Raw genomic sequence first — 13,336 nt, 5'->3', positions numbered from 1 at the left:
TGCGGCGAGCGCCCGTCGTGATCGACTGCGTTCGCTGCGCTCAGAACGGACAGCGGCCGTCCAGCGGGCGCGCCGCCAGCGCCGCCGCGTCGGCGTCGGGAGCGGGCAGCGGCGTGCGCGCGCCGTCGAACACGATCCGCACCTGCGGGTTGCGCCCGCGCGCATCGCGCAGGTTGCTGGTGCCGGCGAATTCCAGCAGGCGGGTGCCATCGCCGCTGTAGACCAGCCCGAGCTCCGGCACCGCGAAGCCGAACCAGGTGTCCAGGCGCAGGCGCAGGCGCTCGGCGGCCTGCCCGCGCCAGCGCGTGCTGCCGATGCGTTCCACCCATACCGGGTAGAACTGGCCGCGGCTCGGCACCAGGAACTGGAAGCGCACGCGCTCGCCGCGCAGCAGGCGCGGCCAGGCTTGACGCACCGCGGCATCGAAGCCGGCGTCGATCACGCCGTCCGCCGGCACCGGCAGCGGGCGTGCCGCGCGCGCCCCGTGCGCCAGCAGCTGCCGCTGCGGGCCATTGCCGGTCACGGACTCGCGTGCGCCGTCGCGGCCGTCCTCGAGCACGAAGTCGGGCGCGGGGCCGGCGCCCTCGACCTGCTTGCGCGCGAACGCGCGGCCGTCCGGACAGGTGTAGAGGACCCAGCGGCGCGGCGACGTCCCGCCCTGCACGATGTGCAGTTCGCGGTAGAGCAGGCGTCGGCCGTCGGCGGTGTAGGCGGCGGCCTGTTCGCGCCAGCCGCCGGCATCGGCCTGCGCGGGCCGCAGCGCGCACAGCGCGAACGCAAGCAGGACCATCCCGGCCGCACGCGGCATCGCCGATCTCCATCTCGTGGCTGTGCTGCCGCTACGCGCGGGCTGCCAGCGCGGATGCGCCGACGTGCGGGCCTTCAGATCCGCAGCAGCGGCTGCAGCAGGCGCGCGATCCGGCCCGGATAGCGCAGCGGGGCGTCGAGCGCCGCCACGCAGATGCAGTCCTCGCCGGGACAGGTGACTGGCTGGTGCTGGGTCTCCGCGTCCAGGTCGGCGATATCGCCCGGCCCGAAGTGGCCGAGCGCATCGTGGTAGGCGCCGCGCAGGATCTGGGTGATCTCGCTGCCGTGGTGGCCGTGCACCGGCAGCTTGCGTCCGGGCGCGATGCGCAGCATCAGCAGGGTGCCGCCTGCGGGCCCTTCGGTGCGCAGGTAGCGCAGGCCGGGGCCCATCCAGCGCCACTTGAGCCCGCTGTAGCGCGGGCCGAAATACGGCCGCAGCGGCGCGGGCAGCAGGTCCGGATCGTTGCTGGCGGGCGCGGAGGCCGCCGGGGCCGGTGCCGGCGCGGGCGCCTGTGCCAGGCGCTGGCGCATGGCCTCGCGCAGCGCGGCCGCGCGTCCGGTCTGCGCCGCTGCCGGCTGCTGCTGCTCAAGCAGCGCGCCGCCCACGGCCTCGGCGCGGGCGAGTGCGGCGCGGCAGTGGGCGCAGCCAGCCAAATGGGTGTCCACCACCACCGCCAGATCCGGAGAGAGCGCGCCGGCGGCGTAGCTGAGCAGGGTGGCCGGGTCGAGATGGTGGCGCGGGGCGGTGTTCATGCCGGCTCTCCCAGCTGGCCCTGCAGGCGCAGGAACGCCCGCCGCAGGTGCGACTTCACCGTGCCTAGCGGCATTCCGAGCTCGCTGGCGATCTCCTGGTGGCTCTTGGCTTCGAAATAGGACATCCGCAACAGCCGCGCCTGCACCGGCGAGAGTGCATCGATCCGGCGCTGCAGCAGCACCGCATCGGCCTGGTCCTCGGCGTCCGCCGGCTGGCTGGCGGCGTCCAGGTCCAGTTCCTCGTCGGCGACCTGCGGGCGCAGCGCTTCGCGCCGCAGGCGGTCGATGTGCAGGTTGCGCGCGATCCGGAACAACCAGGTGCTGACCGCGCTGCGCGTCGCGTCGTACGCGCCGGCATGCAGCCATAGCCGCAGCAGGGCTTCCTGCGCCAGATCCTCGGCGGTCGCGTCGGTACAGCCGAGCCCGCGCAGGTACAAGCACAGCCGCGGCATGAAGTGGTCGTACACGCGCAGGAAGGCGTCCTGGTCGCGGCGCTGCGAGATCGCCGCCATCTCGGCGGTCCAATCGGGGGGTTCGCGCAGCAACATGCCGGCCGTGGACATCCGTCGCGCCGCCTCGAACGGCGTGGATCGGTCGCTGTGGGACTGTGGGGCCATCGTACACCCGGGCTTGCGAATGCCCCGTCTACGCGGCGGCGGCGCCGGCGGATGCAGGGCTCACGGCGGCGGCCGGAACTCCAGCGGCACGATCACCTCGGCCGCGACCGCCTGCCCGCCGCGCTGCGCCGGGCGGAAGCGCCAGCGCCGCACGGTCTCCAGGGCGGCGCGGTCGAGCTCGCGGTGGCCGCTGCCCTCGGCCAGCTCCAGCCGCTCCACGCTGCCGTCGGCGGCCACCGTGACCCGCAGGCGCACCTGGCCGCCGAGGCCGCGGCGCATTGCCTCCGCGGGATAGGTCGGGGCCGGGGTCTCCAGCGGCGTCGGCGGGGTGTCGGCCGGGTCGGTGGTGCTGTTGGCGTTGGCGGGCGTGGAGGGCGAGGGCGGGGGCGACGGCGTCGCGGCGGCCGCCGGTTCGGGCGCCGGCGCAGGCGCGGCCGCCGGTGGCGGCGCCGCAGGGGCATTCGGGTCGACCTGCAGCCCGCTCACTCCCGGCCCCGTGCCCGCCACGTCGGCCGGCACCGGTGCCGGCAGGTCGTTCGCCGGGCCGGTGGCCGCGGCGGGCGCCTCGCCGGCGGTATAGAAGTCGTAGTCGTCGCGCTGCTGCCACCACACCAGCAGGAACAGCAGCAGGCCGGCGAGGAAGGCCGGCACGATCCACCGCCACGGGGGCGGCAGCGGCCAGCGCAGGGACGGGCGGGGCAGGGGCATGCACGGATTCTGGCACGGCCTCGCCGGCCTGCGCCGCGGCGTGCGGGGCTCGGCGATAATGCAGGTTCATCCTTCGCGCCATGCGGTCCTTCCATGCTCGATCCCGTCCTGCTGCGCCACCATCCCGCCGACCTCGCCGAGCGCCTGCGCACGAGCCGTGGCTTCGACCTCGACGTGGCCCGCCTGGAGGCGCTGGAGGCCGAGCGCAAGCGCATCCAGGTGCGCACCCAGGAACTGCAGCACCTGCGCAACACCCGCAGCAAGCAGATCGGCGTGCTCAAGGCCAAGGGCGAGGACGTGTCCGCGGTGATGGCCGAGGTGGCCGGCTTCGGCGAGGAGCTGAAGGCCTCCGAGATCGAACTGGAGCGCCTGCGCGCCGAGCTGGACGCGATCGCCGCCGGCATCCCCAACCTGCCGGATCCGTCCGTGCCGCTGGGCAGCGACGAGGCCGGCAACGTCGAGCAGCACCGCTGGGGCACGCCGCGCGCGTTCGATTTTCCGGTCAAGGACCACGTGGAGCTGGGCGCGCGCCACGGCTGGCTGGACGCCGAGACCGCGGCCAAGCTGTCGGGCGCGCGCTTCACCGTGCTGCGCGGCCCGCTGGCGCGCCTGCACCGCGCGCTGGCGCAGTTCATGCTGGACCTGCACGCCGGCGAGCATGGCTACGAGGAAACCAACGTGCCGGTGATCGTCAACGCCGAGGCGATGCGCGGCACCGGGCAGCTGCCCAAGTTCGAGGAGGACCTGTTCTCCACCCGGCTGGGCGAGCACACCCGCTACCTAATCCCGACCAGCGAGGTGCCGCTGACCAACAGCGTGCGCGAGGAGATCCTCGACCCCGAACGCCTGCCGCTGCGGATGACCGCGCACTCGATGTGCTTCCGCGCCGAGGCCGGCTCCGCCGGGCGCGACACCCGCGGCATGATCCGCCAGCACCAGTTCGAGAAGGTGGAGCTGGTGAGCATCGCCCACCCCGAGCAGTCCGACGCCGAGCACGAGCGCATGACCCGCTGCGCCGAGGTGGTGCTGGAGCGGCTGGGCCTGCCGTACCGGCGCATGCTGCTGTGCAGCGGCGACATGGGCTTTTCCGCGCGCAAGACCTACGACCTCGAGGTCTGGCTGCCGTCGCAGGGCAGCTACCGCGAGATCTCCTCCTGCTCCAACTGCGGCGATTTCCAGGCGCGCCGGATGCAGGCGCGCTGGCGCAACCCGGCCACCGGCAAGCCCGAGCTGGTGCACACCCTCAACGGCTCCGGGGTGGCGGTCGGGCGTGCGCTGATCGCGGTGATGGAGAACTACCAGCAGGCCGACGGCAGCATCGCGGTGCCGGCCGTGCTGCGCCCGTACATGGGCGGCGCCGAGCGGATCGCCTGAGGCCGGCATGCGCACCCCGCCCGCCCATGCGCTGCCGCCGGTGCAGGACCTCAACGACCTGTACTACTTCTCGGCGGTGGTCGAGCACGGCGGCTTCGCCGCGGCCGAGCGCGCGCTGGGCATCCCCAAGTCGCGCCTGAGCCGGCGCATCAGCGCGCTGGAGGCGGAGCTGGGCGTGCGCCTGCTGCAGCGCTCCACCCGCCGCTTCGCGGTCACCGACGTCGGCCTCAACGTGCACCGCCACGCGCAGTCGATGCTGGCCGAGGCGCAGGCCGCGCGCGAGGCGGTGGAGCGCCTGAGCGCCGAGCCGCGCGGGGTGGTGCGGGTGAGCGTGCCGGTGTCGATCGCGCAGCAGCAGATGCCGAAGCTGCTGCCGGACTTCCTCGCGCTGTACCCGCAGGTGCGCGTGCAACTGCAGGTCAGCAACCGCCGGGTGGACGTGATCAACGAAGGCGTGGACGTCGCCCTGCGCGTGCGCAGCCGGCTCGACGACGACGGCAGCCTGGTGATGCGCAGCTTCGGCCAGGTGCAGGAGCTGCTTGTCGCCAGTCCAGCCTACCTCGACCGCGCCGGCCGCCCGCAGGCGCCGGAGGATCTGGCCCAGCACGTCACCCTGAGCATCAGCGAGGACGAGGCGCGCCAGCGCTGGGAGCTGCACGGACCGGAGGGCGAAGTGCGCCGGGTCGAGCTGCAGCCGCGCATCACCGGCTTCGACTTCCCGATGATGCAGGCGATGGCCGAGGCCGGGATCGGCATCACCCTGCTACCGGAGACGGTCTGCGCCGATGCCGTGCGCGAGGGCCGCCTGGAGGTCGTGCTGCCGCAGTGGCGGCTGCCGCAGGGCATCGCGCACGCGGTGTTCGCCTCGCGCCGCGGGCTGCTGCCGGCGGTGCGGGTGTTCATCGACTTCCTGGCCGAGAAATTGCCGCCGATGCTGGAGTCGGCGCGGCTGGAGTGCAGCGACCCGGAGTGCCTGAAGCGGCAGGCGGCGCGCCGTCGCGCCTGAGGAACTGGCGGAAAGGGTGGGATTCGAACCCACGGTGGCATTGCTGCCACGGCGGTTTTCAAGACCGCTGCCTTAAACCCCTCGGCCACCTTTCCGTGCGGGCATTTTCGCATGCCGCGCCGGCGCCGCGACCGACCCGGCCGGCGGGCGTTTTCCGACGCGCGGATGCGCCGATGCCGGGTTGCTGGCAGGATGCGCCTGCACTAGCGTGGAGGCTCAGCAAGGGGGACTGCCATGGCCATCAGGGTGTTTCTGGTCGACGATCACGCGCTGGTCCGCACCGGGTTCCGGCTGATCCTGGGCGGCGAGCCCGACCTCGAGGTGGTCGGCGAGGCCGAGACCGGGGAGGAGGCGCTGCCGCAGATTCGCCGGCTCAAGCCGGACGTGGTGCTGTGCGATCTCAACCTGCCGGGCATCAGCGGGCTCGAGGTCACCGAGCGGGTGGTGCGCGGCGAGTACGGCGCGCGGGTGATCGTGGTCTCGGTGCTGGAGGACGGGCCGATGCCGCGGCGGGTGCTGGAGGCCGGGGCCTGCGGCTACGTCGGCAAGGCCTGCGACGCGACGGAGCTGGTGCGCGCGGTGCGCGACGTGGCGCGCGGGAAGAAGTACCTGGCCAGTTCGATTGCGCAGGGCATGGCGCTGTCGGCGCTGCAGGGCGATGCGTCGCCGTTCGATGCGCTCACCCCGCGCGAGCTGGAAGTGGCACTGCTGCTCAACCAGGGCCTGCGCCAGGAAGCGATCGCCAAGCGCCTGAGCCTGTCCGCCAAGACCGTGAACACGCACAAGTCGCGGCTGTTCGAGAAGCTCGGCATCCACGACAGCATCGCGCTGGCGCGCCTGATCGCGCAGTACGGCCTGGCCGACCCCGCGCGCGCCGTCGGCTGAGGCACGCGCGTGGCGTCGCGCGCCGGCTCAGGCCGGCGGCGGACGCGGAGTATCGGCGGGCTCGCCGTCGGCAGGCGCGGATGCCGCGGGCGGCACCGCGCCGCCCTCGGCGGGGGCAGCCCCGCCATCACGCGCCTGCTCGAACAGGCTGCGCAGCTGCAGCGCGCGCTGCGGCGCGGGCGCGCGTGGCGGCATTGCCAGCGGGACCGCGGGCAGCGGCGGCGCAGCCGGGGCCGGCGTGGGAGTCGGCGCGGGCGGCGCGGTCTCGGCGGCGGCCGGGGCCGCTGCCGCAGGCGCGGTGTCGGTTTCCGTGGCCACGGGTCCCTCGGCCGCGACCGACGGAGCCGGGTCGGCCGGCGCGGTGGCCGCCGCCGTTGCGCTGGTCGACGGGCCCGCCGCGGTCGGCGCGACCGGCACGTCGCGCATCGCCGGATCCGCCGGCGGCAGCACGGACGGCGCGGCCGCGCCGGCGATCGCCGGCGCCTCGGCCATCCGCGCGGGCGCAGCGGCAGGCGGCACCGGTGCGACGCCCGACGGGTTCATCGCGACCGGTTGGGCCGACTCTGCCGCTGACGCCGCGGCGGGGGTGCCGGGCGCCACCTCCGCCGCAGGCACAGCCGGGCGCACGTCTGCGAAATCGAACTCGGGCTGCGGCGTCTGTGCCGACAGCGGCAGGTCGATGTCGTCCTCGTGCAGGTCCTCGCCCGCCAGGGCGGCGGTGCCGGCCTCGGCGCCATTGCCGCGACGACGGCGGCGCCCGCCGCGACGGCCGCGGCGGCGCTTGCCGCCGGTGTCGGTGGCGGCCGTCGCGGTCGCATCGCCGGCTGCGGCTGCGGCTGCGGCTGCGGCGGCGTCGGTGGCGACGGGGAGCGTCACTTCGGTCGCAGGAGTCGCGGGCGTGGTCGTGGCCGGCGTGTTCACTGCCTCGGCGCGCGCCTCCGCTGCTGCCACCGCAGTGGCGGCGGGTGCGGCCGGCGCGTTGCGCGGCGCGGCGGGAGCGGGCTTGGGCTCGCGCAGCGGGGCCGGCTGCGCCGGCTTCTCCTGGGTGACCGGCGGGGCCGGGCGCTCCTGCGGCTTGGGCTTGTCCGCGCGCGGCTTCGGCGGTGGCTGCGGGGCGCGGGCGGGCGGGGTGCCCTGCGCCGGCTTGCCGGGCTTGCCTTCGGACGTCGCCGGCGCGCGGCCCTCCCCGCGCGGCCGGTCCTGGCGCCGCGCCGCGCGGCCCTGGCCCTCGCCCTTGCCGGCGGCCGGGGCAGGCGCCGGGGGCGGCGTGGCCGGAGTCGGCGCCGGCACCGCCGTGGCCGGGGCACCGAACAGGCTACGCAGCCAGCCGATCACGCCGCCGGTCGCCGGGGCGGGAGCGGCAGGCGCGGCCGGTGCCAGCGGCGCCGGAGGCGGCGAGGGCGGCGGGGGCGGCATCGGCGCGGCTTCGGCCGGGGCCGGCTTGGGCTCGCGCAGCGGGGCCGGCTGCGCCGGCTTGACCTGGGTGACCGCCGGCGCCGGCGGGATGTTCAGCTGCGCCTTGGTCAGGGCGATGGTCGCCAGCTTGCGCGGGGTGCCGCGCTGGTAGCTCGGCTTGCTGGTCTCCTCGCCGAGCTCGTTCTCGCGGATGCGGGTGACCTCGTAGTGCGGAGTCTGCAGCTGCTCGTCGGCGACGATCACGATCGGGCAGTCGTGGCGCTGCTCGATCTCGCGCAGCGCGCTGCGCTTCTCGTTGAGCAGGAAGTTGGCGATCTCCACCGGCGCCTGCACCAGCACCTGGCCGGTGTTGTCCTTCATCGCGTGCTCCTCGGCGACGCGGATGATCGACAGCGACAGCGACTCCACGCTGCGCATGCGGCCGTGGCCCTCGCAGCGCGGGCAGACCACCTGGCTGGCCTCGCCCAGGCTCGGGCGCAGGCGCTGGCGGCTCATCTCAAGCAGGCCGAAGCGGCTGATGCGCCCGATCTGCACCCGCGCGCGGTCGTACTTGAGCGCGTTCTGCAGGCGGTTCTCGACCTCGCGCTGGTGCTTGCTGCTGGCCATGTCGATGAAGTCGATCACCACCAGCCCGCCGAGGTCGCGCAGGCGCAGCTGGCGGGCGATCTCCTCGGCCGCCTCGAGGTTGGTGTTGAACGCGGTCTCCTCGATGTCGCTGCCCTTGGTGGCGCGCGCCGAGTTGACGTCGATCGCGGTCAGCGCCTCGGTCTGGTCGATCACCAGCGCGCCGCCGGAGGGCAGGCGCACCGTGCGCTCGTAGGCGCTCTCGATCTGCGACTCGATCTGGAAGCGGTTGAACAGCGGGATGTCGTCGGTGTAGTGCTTGAGCTTGCGCAGGTTGTGCGGCATCACCTGCTCGACGAACTCGCGCGCCTCGGCGTACATCTCCGGGGTATCGACCAGGATCTCGCCGATGTCGCTGCGCATGTAATCGCGCAGCGCGCGCACGATCAGCCGGCTCTCCTGATAGATCAGGAACGGCGCCGGCTTGCTGAGGGCGGCCTCGGCGATCGCGCGCCAGATGCTCAGCAGGTAGTCGAGGTCCCACTGCAGTTCCTCGGCGTCGCGGCCGACGCCGGCGGTGCGGATGATCACGCCCATGTCGTCGGGGATGGTCAGTGCGTCCATCGCCCGCTTCAGCTCGGCGCGGTCCTCGCCCTCGATCCGGCGCGAGACGCCGCCGGCGCTGGGCGAGTTGGGCATCAGCACCATGTAGCGCCCGGCCAGCGAGATGAAGGTGGTCAGCGCCGCGCCCTTGTTGCCGCGCTCCTCCTTGTCGACCTGGACCACGACTTCCTGGCCCTCGCGCAGCAGCTCGCGGATGCCGGCCTTGTGCGGGTCGACCCCGGCCTGGAAGTAGTCGCGCGAGATCTCCTTGAGCGGCAGGAAGCCGTGGCGCTCGGCGCCGTAGTCGACGAACGCCGCTTCCAGCGAGGGTTCCAGCCGGGTGATCCGGCCCTTGTAGATGTTGGACTTCTTGTTGTCCTTGGCCGGTTGTTCGATGTCGACGTCGTACAGGGTCTGGCCGTCGACGATCGCCACGCGCAGTTCTTCCGCCTGCGTGGCATTGATCAGCATCCGCTTCATTGTCGCGTTCCTCGTGCGCTCGTCCCCGCACGGTGGCGGGCGCGCGGAACGCCATGGGCGTTACGCCTCTGGAGACCATGGCCGCCGCCCGCGGGCGGCGGCCCGAGTATTCCAGCGCTACGACACCACGGCAGGCCGCGGGAGCGCTTTGTCAAATGGGTTGTCGTGTTGCAGGGCCGGCGACGTCCGGCCGGGGCCGGGGCGTCGCGCGGGTCGTGTTCAGCTTGCACCGGGCCGCGCCCGGCGATGTGCGGGCCTGCCGCGCAGCCGTTAACATGGCCGCCCCGTGGGCGGTGGTTCCGACACTGCGGCGGATTCGCCGGCAGCCGGGCTTTCGGCCGCTGGACTTGCCGGGAAATCAAACCCTTACATCGCCGGCCGAGTGTAGCAGATCAACCCGACCATGAGACAGCCGCCGCCTTCGCCCGCTTCGGGCGCCCGCCTGCTGCGCGTGCCCGATGAGCGCGCCGGGCAGCGCCTGGACAATTTCCTGCTCGGCCAACTGAAGGGTGCACCGCGCTCGCTGGTCTACAAGCTGGTGCGCAGCGGCCAGGTCCGGGTCAATGGCGGGAGGGTCAAGGCGGAGCGCCGGCTGGAAGCGGGGGATGAGGTCAGGATCCCGCCCGTTCGCGTCGATTCTCCGCAGGATGGCGACCGATCGCCGCCGAACGGCCTGCTGCAGGCGCTCGAGGCGGCGATCGTGTACGAGGATGCGCGCCTGCTGGCGCTGAACAAGCCGGCCGGGGTTGCCAGCCACGGCGGCAGCGGGGTCGCGTTCGGGGTGATCGAGGCCCTGCGCGCGCTGCGCCCCGGGCAGCCACTGGAGCTGGTGCACCGGCTCGACCGCGACACCTCCGGGCTGATGGTGCTGGCCAAGAAGCGCTCGGCGCTGACCGAATTGCAGCGCCTGCTGCGCGAGGACCACGGGGCCGGGATCGAGAAGCGCTACCTGGCCCTGCTGGTCGGCCGCCTGCCGGACGGCACCCTGAGCGTGGACGCGCCGCTGCACGTCGGCCTGCGCCAGGGCGGCGAGCGCCATGTGCGGGTCGATCCGGCCGGCAAGCCCTCGCTCAGCCACGTGCGGGTGCTGGAGCGGCGCGGTGGCCACAGCTACTGCGAGGTGCGGATCGCCACCGGGCGCACCCACCAGATCCGCGTGCATGCCCAGCACCTCGGCCATCCGGTCGCCGGCGACGACAAGTACGGCGATCCGGAGGTCAACCGCCGCCTGCGCGAGCAGGCCGGCCTCAAGCGGCTGTTCCTGCACGCCGCGTCGCTGGAGTTCGCGCTCGACGGCGGGCGCGCGCCCTACCTGCTGCACGCGCCGCTGGCACCGGAGCTGGCCGCGGTGCTCGACCGCCTGGCCTGAGCCGGTCGTTCAGGACGCGAGCACGTCGGTGCGTGCGGCGCAGATGAAGTCGTTCTCGGTGAGCCCGCCGGCGTCGTGGGTCGACCAGCGCACCACGCAGCGGTCGTAGTGCACCGACAGGTCGGGGTGGTGGTCCTCGCGGTTGGCCATGTGCGCCAGCGCGTTCACGAACGAGATCGTGCGGTAGTAGTCCGGGAAGCGGAAGGTGCGCACCAGCGCGCGTCCGTCCTCGGCCAGTTCCCAGCCCGGCACCTGCGGCAGCAGCTCGCGCAGGCTGGCCTCGCCGAGGCGGTGTTCGTGCCCGCGGCGCGGCGTGCAGTGGGCGAGGGCGAGCGGGACGAGGTCGGACATGGCGGCGGTTCCTGCGGGGGCGAGGACTGAACGGCGGCGGGCGCCGGCCGCACGGGGTGTCACGTGGCGGCGCCGGGCTGTGCCTAGAATAGCCGCATGATCGAGATCACCGAAGCCGCGCAGGCCCACTTCCGCCGCCTGCTGGAACGCGAGGGCATCCCCGGGCTCGGCGTGCGCCTGGCGGCGCGCGAGCCGGGCACGCCGCGCGCCGACGTGCGCCTGGAGTTCGCCGAACCGGGCGAGTTGGATGGCAGCGAGTGGGCGATCGACTGCGAGGGCTTCACCCTGTGGCTGGAGGCGGCCAGCGTGCCATGGCTGGAGGACGCGCGGATCGACTACCAGACCCTGCCGACCGGCGGCCAGCTGCAGATCCGCGCCCCGCGGATCAAGGGCGAGGCGCCGGGCGCGCAGGCCTCGCTAGTGGAGCGCGTGCGCTGGGTGGTGGAGCACGAGATCAACCCGCAGCTGGCCCAGCACCGCGGCCACGTGCGGCTGGAGGAAGTGACCGCCGAGGGCGTGGTGGTGCTGCGCTTCGGCGGTGGCTGCCACGGCTGCGGCATGGCCAACGTCACCCTCAAGCAGGGGATCGAGCGCACCCTGCTGGACCGGGTCGCCGGCGTGACCGCGGTCCGCGACGCCACCGACCACGCCACCGGAGCGGCGCCCTACATCCCGCGCGACGCGGCCTGAGCAGACCGCGCGCGCATGACGACCGCCGCCGACGTCATCGCCGCCCTCCAGCAGCGTCGGCAAGGCCAGGCCGAATCGGCCCTCGCCGCAGCCGCAGCCGGCAGTTGGGCGCGCTGGCTGCAACGCGCGCCGATCGCGGCCGGCGAACGTAGTGCGCTCGCGCCCGCCGCGCTGCTGGCGGTGCTGCAGGCGCGGCCGCTGCGCCCGCCGCCGCGGCGGGCCCCGGCTCTCGGGCGCGGGCAGGCCCTGCTGGCCCTGCTGCGCCCGGGCTGGACGCCGGCCCCGCGCGACGAGCGCGGCCTGCGGATCGCCGCCTCGGTGCTGGACATCGTCCTGCACGTGGTGCTGGTCGGGTTGCTGCTGTGGCTGATGTACCTGCGCTTTTTGGCCTTGGCGACGCCGCCCCAGGACGACAGCGGCAGCGTGGTGCAGGTCGAGTTCATCGGCCGCGGCAACCGCGCCGCGGGCGGCGGCGCCATGGCCGCGGCGGCGCCGGCGCGCACGGGCCGTCCGTCGGCGCCCGCGGCGATCCGCAACGTCCCCCCGCCGCCGGCCGAGCGGCTGGCCGTGGCCAACGAGCCCGCGGCCGCCCTCGCACGCCCGGCGCCCCCCGAGCCGGCGCCGGCTGCGCAGCCGCTGGAGGTCAGCCAGACCCCGCAGCCGCCGCCGGCGGAGGCCTTCCAGCTGCCGCCGCCGCGCCAGCGCGAGGTCGTGCTGCGCACGCCGGAGCTGCGCGAGGTCGGCCCGCGCCAGCAGGTCGAGGAGATCGCCACTGCCCCCGAGCCGGTGGTGCGCACGCTGCAGGCGCCGGCCGCCGCCCCGCAGCTGCGCATGCCGACCCCGGTCCAGCGCCCGCTGGAACTGGACGTGCCGGAGCCGCAGCGGATGCCGGAGATCACCGCGCGCCGGCTGCCTGCCGCGGCGAACGCCGAACCGACCCTGCGCGAGCCGCAGGTGCGCGGCGAGCTGCGCGAGATCCCGCTGCCGGCAGGCGCCGAGGCGGGGACCACCGGCAGCGCCGCCTCGGGCAACGCGCCGCGCACCGGGGCGGTCGGCGGGGCGGGCGAGGCCCGCACGGGCGGACAGGCGAACGCCGGCGACGGCGCCGGACAGGCTCCGGCGGCCAGCGGTGGTCGCGGCGTGGCCGCCAGCGGCAGCGGCGCGGGACCGCGTTCGACCGCGGCGCCGGGTGGCTGGCCGGGCGCGGCCAAGAGCGATGACTGGGGCGCCTCCGCACGCAACACCGCCGGCAGCGGCAACGGGGCGGGCGATGCCAGCGGCCGCGGCCAGGCGGGCGGGCAGCGCGGCGAGGGCCTGTTCGACCGCGATGGCCGGGTGCGCCTGCCGGATGCTTGGGCGCAGGGCAAATCGCTCGATCTCGACCGCGCCGGTACCTGGCTCAAGCGGCCGGGACTGGAGTACCGCGCCACCCGCTTCGACAAGTACTGGATCCCGGATGGCACCCTGCTCGAGGAATGGGTGCGCCGCGGGATCAAGGAGTTGTCGATCCCGATCCCCGGCACCGGGTTGCAGCTCAAATGCGTGGTCTCGCTGCTGCAACTGGGCGCCGGCTGCGTGCCCGTCGATCCGGACGTCAACGAGCAGCCGGCGCGTCCGCGCCCGCCGCCGGACGTGCCGTTCAAACCGGCACTGCAGGAAGACAACGGCAGCGTGCGGCCCTGAGCCGCATCCGCCGGCTCGTTGCCGGCAGCC

The 13,336-nt window shown here is 74.4% G+C and carries 12 protein-coding genes and 1 tRNA gene; 6 read left to right on the top strand and 7 right to left on the bottom strand.

Going from position 1 to position 13,336, the window contains the following annotated elements; all coding sequences use genetic code 11:
• Nucleotides 1–40: 40 nt before the first annotated feature.
• The 4 genes from ML340_RS08105 to ML340_RS08090 all read right to left on the bottom strand — a co-directional run bounded on the left by ML340_RS08105 (nucleotide 41) and on the right by ML340_RS08090 (nucleotide 2,885).
• Nucleotides 41–808, bottom strand: a complete 768-nt coding sequence (locus tag ML340_RS08105; protein WP_240098544.1) for a hypothetical protein — start codon at nucleotides 806–808, stop codon at nucleotides 41–43.
• A gap of 74 nt (nucleotides 809–882) precedes the next feature.
• Nucleotides 883–1,560: a ChrR family anti-sigma-E factor gene (locus tag ML340_RS08100; protein ID WP_240098542.1), complete on the bottom strand. Its 678-nt coding sequence runs from the start codon at nucleotides 1,558–1,560 to the stop codon at nucleotides 883–885.
• Nucleotides 1,557–2,123 (bottom strand): sigma-70 family RNA polymerase sigma factor, encoded by a 567-nt coding sequence (locus ML340_RS08095; RefSeq protein ID WP_425608300.1) that lies wholly within the window; start codon nucleotides 2,121–2,123, stop codon nucleotides 1,557–1,559. Before ML340_RS08095 ends, ML340_RS08100 begins: the two co-directional genes overlap by 4 nt.
• A gap of 114 nt (nucleotides 2,124–2,237) precedes the next feature.
• Nucleotides 2,238–2,885 (bottom strand): energy transducer TonB, encoded by a 648-nt coding sequence (locus tag ML340_RS08090; protein WP_240098528.1) that lies wholly within the window; start codon nucleotides 2,883–2,885, stop codon nucleotides 2,238–2,240.
• Between the two features lie 93 nt (nucleotides 2,886–2,978).
• Between ML340_RS08090 and serS the strand changes: the two genes are divergently transcribed.
• Nucleotides 2,979–4,259: a serine--tRNA ligase gene (gene serS / locus ML340_RS08085; protein ID WP_240098525.1), complete on the top strand. Its 1,281-nt coding sequence runs from the start codon at nucleotides 2,979–2,981 to the stop codon at nucleotides 4,257–4,259.
• 7 nt (nucleotides 4,260–4,266) lie between these two features.
• A complete protein-coding gene (locus tag ML340_RS08080; protein ID WP_425608299.1) occupies nucleotides 4,267–5,265 on the top strand; it encodes a LysR family transcriptional regulator in 999 nt (332 codons plus the stop codon).
• Nucleotides 5,266–5,270: 5 nt separating this feature from the next.
• Here ML340_RS08080 and ML340_RS08075 read toward each other — a convergent pair.
• Nucleotides 5,271–5,360, bottom strand: a tRNA-Ser gene (locus ML340_RS08075).
• 139 nt (nucleotides 5,361–5,499) lie between these two features.
• On the opposite strand from ML340_RS08075, the gene ML340_RS08070 reads away from it, so the two are divergent.
• The gene (locus ML340_RS08070) at nucleotides 5,500–6,150 is read left to right on the top strand and encodes a response regulator (protein WP_240098522.1); all 651 of its coding nucleotides are present in this window, start codon (nucleotides 5,500–5,502) and stop codon (nucleotides 6,148–6,150) included.
• A 27-nt stretch (nucleotides 6,151–6,177) separates the two neighbouring features.
• Here ML340_RS08070 and ML340_RS08065 read toward each other — a convergent pair whose 3' ends face one another.
• Nucleotides 6,178–9,213, bottom strand: a complete 3,036-nt coding sequence (locus ML340_RS08065) for an Rne/Rng family ribonuclease (protein ID WP_240098520.1) — start codon at nucleotides 9,211–9,213, stop codon at nucleotides 6,178–6,180.
• 403 nt (nucleotides 9,214–9,616) lie between these two features.
• Between ML340_RS08065 and ML340_RS08060 the strand changes: the two genes are divergently transcribed.
• Nucleotides 9,617–10,582: an RluA family pseudouridine synthase gene (locus ML340_RS08060; protein WP_240098518.1), complete on the top strand. Its 966-nt coding sequence runs from the start codon at nucleotides 9,617–9,619 to the stop codon at nucleotides 10,580–10,582.
• Nucleotides 10,583–10,591: 9 nt separating this feature from the next.
• On the opposite strand, the gene ML340_RS08055 is transcribed toward ML340_RS08060, so the two are convergent.
• Nucleotides 10,592–10,933 (bottom strand): 4a-hydroxytetrahydrobiopterin dehydratase, encoded by a 342-nt coding sequence (locus tag ML340_RS08055; RefSeq protein WP_240098516.1) that lies wholly within the window; start codon nucleotides 10,931–10,933, stop codon nucleotides 10,592–10,594.
• 96 nt (nucleotides 10,934–11,029) lie between these two features.
• Between ML340_RS08055 and ML340_RS08050 the strand changes: the two genes are divergently transcribed.
• Both ML340_RS08050 and ML340_RS08045 read left to right on the top strand, forming a co-directional pair.
• On the top strand, nucleotides 11,030–11,623 hold the full coding sequence (locus ML340_RS08050; RefSeq protein ID WP_240098514.1) for an NfuA family Fe-S biogenesis protein: 594 nt from the start codon (nucleotides 11,030–11,032) through the stop codon (nucleotides 11,621–11,623).
• 15 nt (nucleotides 11,624–11,638) lie between these two features.
• Complete coding sequence (locus ML340_RS08045; protein WP_240098511.1) at nucleotides 11,639–13,306, top strand: TrbL/VirB6 family protein; 1,668 nt, start codon at nucleotides 11,639–11,641, stop codon at nucleotides 13,304–13,306.
• Nucleotides 13,307–13,336 lie beyond the last annotated feature (30 nt).

This window comes from Thermomonas flagellata, from assembly GCF_022419185.1.
Taxonomy (GTDB): Bacteria; Pseudomonadota; Gammaproteobacteria; order Xanthomonadales; family Xanthomonadaceae; genus Thermomonas; species Thermomonas flagellata.
The sequence above is the reverse complement of the archived record's forward strand: the minus strand, read 5'-3'. Positions and strand labels throughout refer to the sequence as shown.

Excerpts from the sequence above, each read along its gene's own strand:
- ML340_RS08105 (WP_240098544.1), bottom strand. The coding sequence starts at position 808 with ATGCCGCGTGCGGCCGGGATGGTCCTGCTTGCGTTCGCGCTGTGCGCG.
- ML340_RS08100 (WP_240098542.1), bottom strand. The coding sequence starts at position 1,560 with ATGAACACCGCCCCGCGCCACCATCTCGACCCGGCCACCCTGCTCAGC.
- ML340_RS08095 (WP_425608300.1), bottom strand. The coding sequence starts at position 2,123 with ATGTCCACGGCCGGCATGTTGCTGCGCGAACCCCCCGATTGGACCGCC.
- ML340_RS08090 (WP_240098528.1), bottom strand. The coding sequence starts at position 2,885 with ATGCCCCTGCCCCGCCCGTCCCTGCGCTGGCCGCTGCCGCCCCCGTGG.
- serS (WP_240098525.1), top strand. The coding sequence starts at position 2,979 with ATGCTCGATCCCGTCCTGCTGCGCCACCATCCCGCCGACCTCGCCGAG.
- ML340_RS08080 (WP_425608299.1), top strand. The coding sequence starts at position 4,267 with ATGCGCACCCCGCCCGCCCATGCGCTGCCGCCGGTGCAGGACCTCAAC.
- ML340_RS08070 (WP_240098522.1), top strand. The coding sequence starts at position 5,500 with ATGGCCATCAGGGTGTTTCTGGTCGACGATCACGCGCTGGTCCGCACC.
- ML340_RS08065 (WP_240098520.1), bottom strand. The coding sequence starts at position 9,213 with ATGAAGCGGATGCTGATCAATGCCACGCAGGCGGAAGAACTGCGCGTG.
- ML340_RS08060 (WP_240098518.1), top strand. The coding sequence starts at position 9,617 with ATGAGACAGCCGCCGCCTTCGCCCGCTTCGGGCGCCCGCCTGCTGCGC.
- ML340_RS08055 (WP_240098516.1), bottom strand. The coding sequence starts at position 10,933 with ATGTCCGACCTCGTCCCGCTCGCCCTCGCCCACTGCACGCCGCGCCGC.
- ML340_RS08050 (WP_240098514.1), top strand. The coding sequence starts at position 11,030 with ATGATCGAGATCACCGAAGCCGCGCAGGCCCACTTCCGCCGCCTGCTG.
- ML340_RS08045 (WP_240098511.1), top strand. The coding sequence starts at position 11,639 with ATGACGACCGCCGCCGACGTCATCGCCGCCCTCCAGCAGCGTCGGCAA.